8 protein-coding genes are annotated in these 11,998 nt (G+C 40.6%); 6 read left to right on the forward strand and 2 right to left on the reverse strand.

Annotated features, from left to right (window positions below; genetic code table 11):
- Position 1: 1 nt before the first annotated feature.
- Both DXA54_RS16265 and DXA54_RS16270 read right to left on the reverse strand, forming a co-directional pair.
- On the reverse strand, positions 2-1,132 hold the full coding sequence (locus DXA54_RS16265) for a retron St85 family RNA-directed DNA polymerase (protein WP_008650956.1): 1,131 nt from the start codon (positions 1,130-1,132) through the stop codon (positions 2-4).
- 205 nt (positions 1,133-1,337) lie between these two features.
- A complete protein-coding gene (locus DXA54_RS16270; RefSeq protein WP_008650954.1) occupies positions 1,338-3,545 on the reverse strand; it encodes a DUF5686 family protein in 2,208 nt (735 codons plus the stop codon).
- Between the two features lie 665 nt (positions 3,546-4,210).
- Between DXA54_RS16270 and DXA54_RS16275 the strand changes: the two genes are divergently transcribed.
- From DXA54_RS16275 to DXA54_RS16300, 6 genes are all read left to right on the forward strand, one after another.
- Entirely contained in the window at positions 4,211-4,690 is a 480-nt protein-coding gene (locus DXA54_RS16275) for a hypothetical protein (RefSeq protein ID WP_008650948.1), read from the forward strand.
- A 132-nt stretch (positions 4,691-4,822) separates the two neighbouring features.
- Positions 4,823-7,012 (forward strand): glutamine synthetase III, encoded by a 2,190-nt coding sequence (locus DXA54_RS16280; RefSeq protein WP_004301833.1) that lies wholly within the window; start codon positions 4,823-4,825, stop codon positions 7,010-7,012.
- A gap of 116 nt (positions 7,013-7,128) precedes the next feature.
- Positions 7,129-7,830 (forward strand): Crp/Fnr family transcriptional regulator, encoded by a 702-nt coding sequence (locus DXA54_RS16285; protein WP_004301832.1) that lies wholly within the window; start codon positions 7,129-7,131, stop codon positions 7,828-7,830.
- Between the two features lie 34 nt (positions 7,831-7,864).
- Entirely contained in the window at positions 7,865-8,419 is a 555-nt protein-coding gene (locus DXA54_RS16290; RefSeq protein ID WP_008650946.1) for an RNA polymerase sigma factor, read from the forward strand.
- Positions 8,420-8,487: 68 nt separating this feature from the next.
- Positions 8,488-9,648, forward strand: a complete 1,161-nt coding sequence (locus DXA54_RS16295) for a FecR family protein (protein WP_008650945.1) — start codon at positions 8,488-8,490, stop codon at positions 9,646-9,648.
- Between the two features lie 29 nt (positions 9,649-9,677).
- The coding region (locus tag DXA54_RS16300) for a SusC/RagA family TonB-linked outer membrane protein (RefSeq protein WP_165863261.1) at positions 9,678-11,998 on the forward strand (2,321 nt) is incomplete at its 3' end.

An 11,998-nucleotide genomic window follows, 5' to 3' on the forward strand; every position in this document is an offset into this window, starting at 1 on the left:
ATTAATACCCTTTCTCCAAACATTTCAAACGGTTAATAGAATCGGATACATACGCATTGTCCGGTTCTATTGACCGCCAATAACAAAGTTCTCCAATCAGCCGTTTCAGATAGACAGGATCACTCGAGCCAATCCGGCGCTGATGTTCCGCCAAGCCTTTCGTCAGGATAAAATAGACATTCTTCCGGATCTCTCTCTTTCTGGCTTTAGGGATTGTCAGTTTCGCACCGGAAGAGACAGATACTCCTGTAATAATCTTCCTGCCATACTCATTGATAAAACGGGTCTTTTTATGATTCGGTTCGAATTTCTCATCACGGATGATTTGTTTGATCCGGGGAATGATTTGTTCTTTGGGAAACACATCTCCCGAAAAAGTCAGGTCATCGGCATAGCGGGTATAAGTCAGTCCGTATTCCGCTGCCAGTGCCGCCAATTTCTTGTCCATCTCATACCCCACGATATTGCTTAACGCCGGACTTGTAGGCGCTCCCTGCGGCAAGTGCCTGTACAAGCAGCACAACACTCCCAATACCTTAGACACATTTTCCGGATAACCAATCTTCTCAAATGTCTTTTTCACCCTCCGGCTCCGTATCGAAAAGAAAAAATCATGAATATCCATTTTCAAGACATACCGTTTTCCCAGATGGGGACTGGCATTATCAACCACAGAATGACCGCTCCGGAAACCTACTGCCGCCGGATGAATCATTGTCACAGATGATAATATTCGAGAATTAATAGTGGTTTGAATAGATTGTAATTCTTTGTCAGGAGCAGAAATCATCCGATAACCTCCCTTTCTTTTTCTCATCCAGAACTCCCGGTAATGTTCGGAAACATCCCGTAGAATTTCCTTCAACCGTGCCGTTTCCACTCCCAACAAGTTGGCGCACCAAACAACAGCCGATTCATCAAACTTTTGAACATACTGCGTTCTCGGAACAGTTCCCCCCAAAGCATGCCTAAGCCAGGCTCCGTGTTCCCATTTTACCTTAGTAGTCTTTTCTTCCTTACCACTGCTTGTTGCTTTCCATCTTTTATACCCCTCCTGTTTCCTGCTTGAAGAAATTATCTTATAAACAAGGAAAGCGGTGATAACAATGATCGTTATTAAAATTCCGTCCATTTTGTATATGCATATAAAAAAGAGAGAAGAGAGGATGACTTATTTACTAAAATAAATTTAGGTATTTATACCTTAGAATTTATTTTCTAGGAAAATACCTGTGCTTATGAGGCGACTACACCTCTTTGATGCTAAATTCTGCCCTCATCCTCTCTTATACAAAGATAACTAAAATCTTTCGATAAAACAACCGGAACGAAGAAAACTATCGGTTGAACAACTCAAACGTGAACTTACAGCCTATTCCTCCAAATTTCCAGTTTTCGCTACTCACAAAAACTCCTACGTCGAAAATATGCGTACCGATGCCATATCCTACTTCCAGATAAGGTTGAAGGTGCGGCATAGAGAGGGCACTGATATAAATACGTTCATTCTGCACATAACGGGTGTACTTCATCAGATGCCGGAGAATAAGGAACGGAGCTTCGTAGGTGAAATGCCCCCGTACATAACGGCGGGAGGAGTTATACCAACGTGAGTCAAGCACCTGAAATACTCCGCCGATTTCATCATTCCAACCTACGGGAAGATTATGGCGGGAGAAATTGGCAAAGTCCACAAAATACAACTCATCCTGATTGGTGAATGCTCCGAATCCGAAACGATAATAAATATTACGCATCAATCCCAACCGGATTTGATGCTGAAGGTCAAACTCTATTCTTTCATATTCACCCGTACTCTTGAACACTCCTTTAATACCTCGTTCATAATCGACCGAGAAAGTCGGGTATAAAGAATGGAGGTTAATCTTTCGCTTTCCGTTCATATAATAATAGAGTCCCGGAGTCCACTCTATCCGGATGCGGGGAGCAAAACTGATATAAGTGTTCTTGAATTTATCCATAAATTCCGGGGGCGGCATCGGATAATCACCGGTAATCACAAAACGGGAAGGCTCTACCGCTGTTCTTTTATGGGCAGAGAAACCCAGACCGATATCCAGTCCGTTGACTACTTCAACGGTATGACGGAAATTGAAATACAAGTCCTTAAAATAATCGAGATGAATTAAATCGAAATTGAAGATACTGTCCGGCATAGCTTTCAGTTCGTCCAGCACTTTACTACTATAAATACGGTTACCGTTACCCACATTCAACCGGAAGAATCCCCGTTTCTGCGGCCAGTATTCAAAATCGGCATTCAATGACCAGTAGAATTCCTTACGCGTAAAGTTGTATCCGAGTTTAGGCACAATGCGAAGTAATTTATCCCCTCTGAAAAGACGGTTATAACGAAAATCCTGTCGATAAGACAAACCGTTGCTTCCACTATAACTGAATAAGAGCGGATTGATAAACGGAGAGAATCGCACGCTTCCGATATTGGACAAGTTGAATTTATAATCTTCTACCATCAAATCACCCATCGTTCCCCAAAAGGCCTGACTCTTGGACGGCTTTTCTACCGTTGTCGTGTCACGCCGAAGCAAATTGTCGGAATATAGTTTCTTCTCGCTTTCGCTCAAAGGGATGGGGCGCATGATGGCAAAGGTAGAAGCATCCGTCTTATAAGCATTCGTATCACACTGCAAAGAGAAGGATTCTGAAAGGTTATAATTCTTCTTTTCTTTCTTACGTACCTTCTTTTCTTTCAATTCAATGGATTTATAATCTAAAGAAGCGGTATAATTACCGTCCACCTTATTTCCGAGAAATTTGAAAAGAGCTTCCACTTCATAACGCACTGGCAGAAATTCATTTTTCTTGCCTACATCTCCCATCTTAATCCAACAGGTAAATGTTATCAGTTCCGATCTCCCCGAAAAACGAATTTCACGAACACTCCAAACGTTACTACTGACCACCATATATCCACCCACCAACTGATCGCTCTTAGTGCGGGGGATAAAACGAACCCGATAATCCAGATTGTTAGGATCTCCCATCACGCTGTCTATCCGGTATTTATAGTATTTCTGTCCGTTTTTGGCCAGTGGTGACAATAAACGTTCATCATTCAATAAAGAAGAAGAGTAGATATTTACATTAAAATACTCGAGCAATCCAGGCAATCCCCTGTTTCCTCTCACAGTTCCCTGGGAAGCCTTTACTTTCTGATCGTAAATATTGGGAGCCGTATAATGAAGGTCACTGTATGTTTCAAGCAGATATTCGCGAACACCCTTTTGCAAACGAAACATAGAAGGTACATAACGGAGAATAAAATTCTTTTTCTGAATATCCATCTTACCTTTTATATATAGGTTCGCGCGATAATCACTGACTATCGTTTCATACAAAGGTGCAAAAGTCATCACACGTTCTATAATGGAGTCAGCAGAGATTTCCTGATGGGTATAAGGATTCATTATATAATTATTGGCTGCCCCCTTTGGTATAAAAGAGAACAGACACAATATGCATCCTATCAATATTTTATCTCTCAATCGTCGTATCTCCTTCATTAACGTAGGCAAATATAAAAAAGAATATCGAAAAGCAAGAAAAGTTAGACACTAAAAAGAGTTATCAGAAGAAAACCTTCACATTATTCAAAATAACATGGAGATAAGCTAAATCTTTGGTGCGGTTGTCTCGAAATAAATGCAGGAAGCTCTGCATATTCTGCTATTCTCTTCATATATAAAAAACGAAAATCCTCTTTCAACCTATCACCACCTTTCTGAAACTCTTTATTCATCGTGCTTGCAGAATGGTGATAGGTTGAAAGAGGAATTAATAAAACCTGTATGGAAGAAGTTATAATATGAAGGGGATTTTAACAATAATGGAAAAAATACAAAGTTCCAATATCTGTAAATATAAGAGCCCCCTGAAAACATATTAATGACTAAATCAACCCTTCTATCTTTTTATTTATCACTTTATTCTTGACAAAGAAGAAAATTGTCGTATCTTTGCGATACTCTTCATATCAACCAGGCAGGGAACCTGCCTCGTTTCGTGGCAGGCATTTTTATGCCTGTCCTGATGCTTCATATGGCGGTTTCGTACCCCCGTGTGGAGTGTTAATGCACCCACTGCCTGGTTGGTGAAGAGTAACGGGAAAGGCGGAACCGCTCTTATTTCATAGAAAATCTTCGCCTACCACCTTATTCATAATTATATTATGGAAACAAAACAGGTTACCGTTCAACCAGCGGTGGGAGGCATGATAAAGGCTTCCAAAGATTCATTCGTTATTCCTAAAGAGGAATTAAAGGATTTCTACCTTAAATTCGCTTTCCTCCTGAACCCGGATTCCTGCTCCATAAACCGCACCGAATTCGAACTTTTAAACATTCTGCTGAAAGACCTGAAAAAAATCCTGGCAGCATTGACTCACCTCAACACCCATCCTTGGGACGAAGGCATTGCAGAAATCCAAATTTCATGCGGTGTTTACTCCCTACAAGACAACTTGAGCAAAAAAGAGCGTATGCAGATGAACACCTCTACGGGTAAACACCTACAATTTCTTACCCAAATGGCTGTGAACAGCCCAATGTTCAAACTGTTATTCAAGAACTATCACAACCATTATATCCAAGTGGAAAGTTTGGTTAAACAGATGGCTAAAGAAATCGACCAACAGCAACAACAAGAATAGAAGTTGGAGAATAAACAGAGGGGATACTTTTAGAAAAACACATTATTTTTCAAAATACCCCCTCCAAAATAGGGGTACTTTCAGAAAAAACATATAATTTTGCGCCATCAACCGATAAAAAATAGACCATTTATGTCAAAAATGCGTTTTTTTGCCTTACAAGAGCTTTCCAACCGGAAACCTCTGGAAGTTATTGCCCCTTCCAACAAACTCTCTGATTATTATGGTAGCCACGTGTTCGACCGCAAGAAGATGCAAGAGTATCTTCCCAAAGAAGCATACAAAGCTGTAACCGACGCTATCGAAAAAGGTACACCTATCAGCCGTGAAATAGCAGATTTAATTGCTAACGGTATGAAAAGTTGGGCTAAGTCACTCAACGTCACTCACTACACACACTGGTTCCAGCCTCTGACAGACGGAACAGCCGAAAAGCATGACGGCTTTATCGAATTCGGCGAAGATGGCGGAGTGATTGAACGCTTCTCCGGAAAACTACTGATCCAGCAAGAGCCGGATGCTTCTTCTTTCCCTAACGGCGGTATCCGCAACACTTTCGAAGCACGAGGATATACAGCATGGGATGTTTCTTCACCGGCATTCGTTGTAGATACCACTCTTTGTATCCCCACTATCTTCATTTCTTATACAGGTGAAGCGTTGGATTACAAAACTCCATTGTTGAAAGCACTTGCCGCTGTAGATAAAGCAGCAACGGAAGTCTGCCAGCTATTCGACAAGAACATCACACGCGTATATACCAATTTAGGATGGGAACAGGAATATTTCCTTGTAGACTCTTCCTTATATAATGCACGCCCCGACCTCTGCCTGACAGGACGGACACTGATGGGACACTCTTCTGCCAAAGACCAACAGTTGGAAGACCATTATTTCGGCTCTATCCCTCCACGTGTCACTGCATTTATGAAAGAACTCGAAATCGAGTGTCACAAACTCGGTATTCCTGCCAAAACACGCCATAACGAAGTAGCTCCCAACCAATTTGAGTTGGCCCCTATCTTCGAAAACTGCAACCTTGCCAACGACCACAACCAGCTCGTCATGGATTTGATGAAGCGTATCGCCAGGAAACATCATTTTAATGTACTCCTGCACGAAAAGCCATATAGCGGAGTAAACGGTTCGGGCAAGCACAACAACTGGTCGCTCTGTACAGACACTGGCATCAATCTGTTCGCTCCCGGAAAGAATCCAAAAGGAAATATGCTATTCCTCACCTTCCTGGTAAATGCCTTAATGATGGTTTATAAAAATCAGGATTTATTGCGTGCCTCCATCATGAGCGCCAGCAACAGCTACCGTTTGGGAGCCAATGAAGCTCCTCCCGCCATCCTCTCTTGCTTTCTAGGTTCACAACTCTCGTCTACTCTCGACGAAATTGTCCGCCAGGTAGGAAATGAGAAAATGACACCGGAAGAAAAAACCACACTGAAGTTAGGCATCGGACGTATCCCCGAAATTTTACTGGATACCACCGACCGCAACCGTACTTCTCCTTTTGCATTCACCGGAAACCGTTTCGAATTCCGTGCCGCAGGTTCTTCTTCCAACTGTGCCGCCTCCATGATTGCAATCAATGCGGCCATGGCAAACCAACTGAACGAATTCCGGGCATCGGTAGAAAAGCTGATGGAAGAAGGAGTTGGCAAAGACGAAGCTATCTTCCGCCTGCTGAAAGAAACAATTATCGCCTCCGAACCGATTCGTTTCGAAGGGGACGGCTATTCCGAAGAATGGAAACAAGAAGCTGCACGCCGCGGACTGACTAATATCTGCCACGTACCGGAAGCCCTGATGCACTATATTGACAACCAATCCAAATCGGTGCTTATCGGCGAACGTATCTTCAACGAAACTGAATTAAACAGCCGTCTGGAAGTGGAACTGGAGAAATACACCATGAAGGTGCAAATCGAAGGCCGTGTATTGGGCGACCTCGCCATCAACCACATCGTACCGACTGCGGTTGCCTATCAGAACCGTTTGCTCGAAAATCTTCGCGGACTGAAAGAAATATTCCCGGCTGAAGAATACGAAGTATTGAGTGCCGACCGTAAAGAATTGATTCGTGAGATTTCACACCGGGTCACTTCTATCAAAGTACTCGTGCGCGACATGACCGAAGCGAGAAAAGTAGCCAACCACATGGAAAACTACAAAGAAAGGGCATTCGCATACGAAGAAAAAGTACGCCCATATCTTGACCAAATCCGCGACCACATCGACCACCTGGAGATGGAAGTGGATGACGAAATATGGCCGTTGCCTAAATATAGAGAACTGTTGTTTACCAAATAAAATGTCTGCAAGATTGCACGAAAGCTCCCACTTTTGTGCAATCTTTTTATAGATTCGTTCATTTTCTCATTTTTTCTTTTTACTTTTGTGCTGTATAACACAGTTTTGTAGCACTCATGGTAAAAATGAATATGTCAGACATCGATATTTCGGAACCGTTATCCGATATGTTAGCTCCTCTAAACAATGAGCAAAAGGAGTTTCTGATGAATAATTATACGATACAAACCTACAAAAAGAATGAAACCATCTACTGTGAAGGAGAAACGCCACATCATCTGATGTGTCTCATCAGTGGAAAAGTGAAAATCTTCAAAGATGGTGTGGGGGGTAGAAGTCAAATTATCCGCATGATTAAACCACGCGAATACTTTGCATATCGTGCTTATTTTGCCAAACAAGATTTTGTAACTGCCGCAGCAGCTTTCGAACCTTCCGTTGTTTGCCTGATTCCTATGAGTGCCATCACTACGCTGGTTGCCCAAAATAATGACTTGGCCATGTTCTTTATCCGCCAACTTTCCATTGACTTGGGTATCTCTGACGAACGTACCGTTAATCTGACACAAAAACATATTCGCGGACGCTTGGCCGAATCACTCATCTTCCTGAAAGAAAGTTATGGACTGGAAGAAGACGGTTCTACGTTGAGCATTTATCTTTCACGTGAAGATCTGGCAAATCTTTCCAATATGACTACTTCGAACGCTATCCGTACCTTGTCGCAATTCGCTACGGAAAGACTGATTACTATCGACGGAAGAAAAATCAAAATCATCGAAGAAGAAAAGCTGAAGAAAATAAGCAAGATTGGGTAAGAGAGTTTCTGCACCAATCGCTCCACCCTAAATAGTGAACATACATATAGAAAATATAATTGCAGACATAAAACGTGGCAACAAACAGGCTTTCAAAAAGCTATTTGATGACTACTATCCTATTCTTTGCGTGTTCGCATCCCACTATATTGAAGACAAAGAAGTTTGCAAAGACATCGCGCAAGATGTATTGTTAGCTTATTGGGAACGGAAAGAAGATTTTGACGACATTTTGAAAGTAAAAAGCTTCCTTTATACCGTCACCCGAAATAAATGTCTGAATCACTTAAAACATGAGCAATTAGATATTCCCAATTTTTCTGGACAGGAAGAGTTCGATAGTGGCTTCGAAGCTGCCATTATCGAACAGGAAACATTCCACATGGTTCGCAAAGCGGTAGAAGAATTGCCTACCCAAATGCGAAATATCATCTTATACTCTATGAAAGGGTTAAAAAACCATGAGATTGCTGACAAATTGCAAATTTCAGAAGGCACTGTCCATACGTTAAAGAAATTCGCCTATCGCAAACTTCGCGAAAGTCTCAAAGGCATAAATTACACCTTATTACTATTTTTATGCAAATAAAGTAACTTTTTGATTACCCCGTTTTTTCGATTGGATTGTTTTACTTATATAACAAATCGAAAAAAACGATGAATTCATTTAAAGAAAAATTTAAAATTGCAAAAATCTTAGCTTCTCTATTCACTCATTCGTCTATTCCAGAGGAAGAAAAAGCCTACCGTGAATGGATTAATAAAAACCCGGAGCATCAAAAGCTAGCCAAACGAATATTGAATGGGGAAACGTATGAAAAAAACGCCCAATTAATCAAAAGTTTTTCTTCACAAAAAGCATGGGATAGAATCTATCCGCTACTAGGAGGAGAAAAAACATCCGGTTTTCTTTCATGGAACAGGAGTCTGAAATATGCGGCTCTTCTTTTGCTATTGTTAATACCGATTTCATACCTTATTTATAATTGGGTAGCCGGAGAACCAATCGGTGAAATCACTCCAGGAACCCATGGCGGAGAACTGACTTTAAGTAATGGCAACACCTTCAACCTTTTTGAGAATGTCCTTCCGGAGGGTGTAACTAAAGTGTTTATCATTGACTCCAAAGGGATTAATTATCAAACTCCTGCCAACAAGCCCAAAGTGAAAGAAATCAAAAATACGCTTCGTACACTGCATGGTATGGAATGTCACATTGTCCTTTCAGATGGAACAAAAGTACATCTGAACGCAGAATCACAACTGACTTATCCGATTTGTTTCAGCGATAAGGAACGTATCGTACAGGTTGAAGGTGAAGCCTATTTTGATGTTGCTCCAGATAAAGCACATCCTTTTATCGTGCAAACACCGCACACTTCTATTCGGGTGACAGGAACTTCTTTCAATGTAAGGGCTTATGCGGATGAAGAAGTGGAAAGTACTACACTAGTTAGTGGAGCTATAGAGATTAGCAGTGAAAGCGAAGATTATGAATTGATTCCAAACCAACATTTCGTATATGACAAAAATAGTCGAAAAAGTACCGTATCTAACGTAAATACTGAATTATATACTTCCTGGGAGTCCGGATCATTCATTTTTATAAATGTTCCTCTCCAGAATGTAATGTCGTATCTTTCCAAATGGTACGGATTCAAATACACTTTTGAAGACGACACAGCCAGACAGGTGCAAATTGGAGCTTATCTCAACCGCTATGCAAACATGAATCCGATTATTAACATGATAATGGAATTAAATATGGTAGACATAAAACAGAAAGAAGGTATACTGCACATTTCTTATAAACAATAACTATTAATACATATTATAACTAACGCATTATGAAAAAACGAACACAATCCTCCTCAAAGGGAGTATCTTATGTAAGCAGAAAATTCGTTAAGTTCTGTCTTTTATGGATATTCTCCCTTTCTTCACTTATGATTCAAGCACAAGACAATCAGCGAATCTCCGTTGATCTGAGAGGCGAAAGCTTGGAATCTACGCTTTGGTATTTGCAAAACCGTACAAAATTCATCTTTATGTACGCAACAGAAGATATCGCTAACATAACCGATATCAGCGTAAGGGCAAAAAACAAAACGATCACCGAAATTCTGGATGAATGTCTGGAAGGAACTAACCTGACTTATGAAGTATCAGGCACTGCCATCGTTATTAAGAAAAGAAAGACTAATAAAATCACGATTAGTGGGTGGATACGTGACGCAAGCGGTGAAGCACTTCCCGGAGCTACAGTCACTGTACGAGGTTCAAAGCATGGAGCTATCGCCGGACTAGACGGACATTACACTTTTAATATTCCTGCGCAAGAAGGGTTAATATTAACTTATTCATTCATCGGAATGGAGAAAAAGACTGTAAGATATACAGGAAAGAAAACGATTAATGTCACTCTAAACAGTTCCAGTACTGAAATCGACGAAGTGGTTGTAACCGGTTATCAAAATATTCAACGCCGTGACCTAGTAGGTTCTATTACCACAGTAAAAGCAAAAGATATTTTAATGCCTTCGTATACCACTATTGACCAAATGTTGCAAGGACGTGTGGCAGGTATGATTGTCACTAATACAAGTAGTCGTGTAGGTACTGCCCCGAAAATTCAAATCCGTGGTACCAGTACCTTACTGGGTAATCAAGACCCACTTTGGGTAGTTGACGGCATCATTCAGGAAGACCCCCTGGAATTGAATGCATCTTCTCTAATGACAGAGGACTTAAAAAACATTATCGGTAATCAGATTTCTTGGTTGAATCCTGCTGATATCGAAAGTATTAGTATTTTAAAAGATGCTTCTGCAACCGCTATTTATGGTTCAAAAGCATCGAATGGTGTTATTGAGATCACAACCAAAAAGAATACGACCGATCGTCTAAGTGTCAATTACACCTCTAATTTTGTAATGGGCACGCGTCCCAACTATAGACAGTTTAATTATATGAACTCCAAAGAAAGAGTACTATTCTCACAAGAAGCTTTTAACTGGGGAACACCTTATGGCACAGAACCAATCAAACAAATATATACTTATGAAGGATTATTGAATATGTATCTATCGCATGATATATCTTCTGAAGAATTTCTGGCACAACGCAATGTTTTGGAAACACAAAATACAGATTGGTTCAAACTACTAACCCGCCGTTCTTTTAGCCATAACCATAATATAAGTGTTTCCGGTGGAACAAATAAATACAGTTATGCAGCTTCTATGGGATATTCCAATAGCGAAGGGCAGGAAATAGGAAACGACAGTGAACGTATGACCGGACGCGTTGCCATCACCATACGCCCGGTACAAAAACTAACAATTAATGCAACGATCAACGGTAGCATAAGTACGAATAACGGTTTTGCCGGAGGAGTCAATCCTATGGGGTATGCTACTACTACCAATCGTTCTATAGACCCTGATGCTTACTATCAAATGAAAGCCTCATACCCATACAATAGCGGAGTCAAATCATTATCATACAATTTCGTAAATGAACGGAATAATAGTGGTTCTAAATCAAAATCAAGTTTCATGTCAGCTTCGCTGGACTTGAAATGGAATATTTTGGACTGGTTAACTTACCAATTTACTGGTGGATATTCAAATAATAACAGCACAAACGAAGCTTGGGAAACTGAACAAACGTTTTATATTGCTGAAACATATCGTGGTTATGATTTCAACTCTGTCTCACCAAACAGTAAAGAGTTTGGAGCAGCCTTACTCCCATTCGGAGGCGAATTATTCACAAATAACGCACAGCAGTACTCTTACAACATCCAAAATAAACTGCAATTCAGTAAAGCCTTTAATAATGAGAACCGAATTAATGCTTTAGTAGGTATGGAATTACGTTCTTCCACTAATAAAGGTGTCAGCAATACGGTATGGGGATATGCCCCAGATAGAGGAGAAGTAATAACATTACCAACCACTCCACAAGCTTTTACACCTATTACAGGTTCTAAAGACGAAGGATGGGGGCTTTTAAAAAAGATATATGATGGTGGATGGAGAAAAGTCAATACTACAGACAATTACCTTTCCATATTCGCCACATTGGCATATTCACTCAAAAACCGATATGTTGTTAATGCAAAGTTACTACAAAAAAGTGAAATGCGGAAAGATATAGTGATAGA

The sequence above is a fragment of the Bacteroides sp. OF03-11BH genome (genome assembly GCF_003604005.1).
GTDB classification, from domain to species: Bacteria; Bacteroidota; Bacteroidia; order Bacteroidales; family Bacteroidaceae; genus Bacteroides; species Bacteroides ovatus.

Coding starts and splice junctions, on each gene's coding strand:
- DXA54_RS16265 (WP_008650956.1), bottom strand. CDS start 1,132: ATGGACGGAATTTTAATAACGATCATTGTTATCACCGCTTTCCTTGTT.
- DXA54_RS16270 (WP_008650954.1), bottom strand. CDS start 3,545: ATGAAGGAGATACGACGATTGAGAGATAAAATATTGATAGGATGCATA.
- DXA54_RS16275 (WP_008650948.1), top strand. CDS start 4,211: ATGGAAACAAAACAGGTTACCGTTCAACCAGCGGTGGGAGGCATGATA.
- DXA54_RS16280 (WP_004301833.1), top strand. CDS start 4,823: ATGTCAAAAATGCGTTTTTTTGCCTTACAAGAGCTTTCCAACCGGAAA.
- DXA54_RS16285 (WP_004301832.1), top strand. CDS start 7,129: ATGGTAAAAATGAATATGTCAGACATCGATATTTCGGAACCGTTATCC.
- DXA54_RS16295 (WP_008650945.1), top strand. CDS start 8,488: ATGAATTCATTTAAAGAAAAATTTAAAATTGCAAAAATCTTAGCTTCT.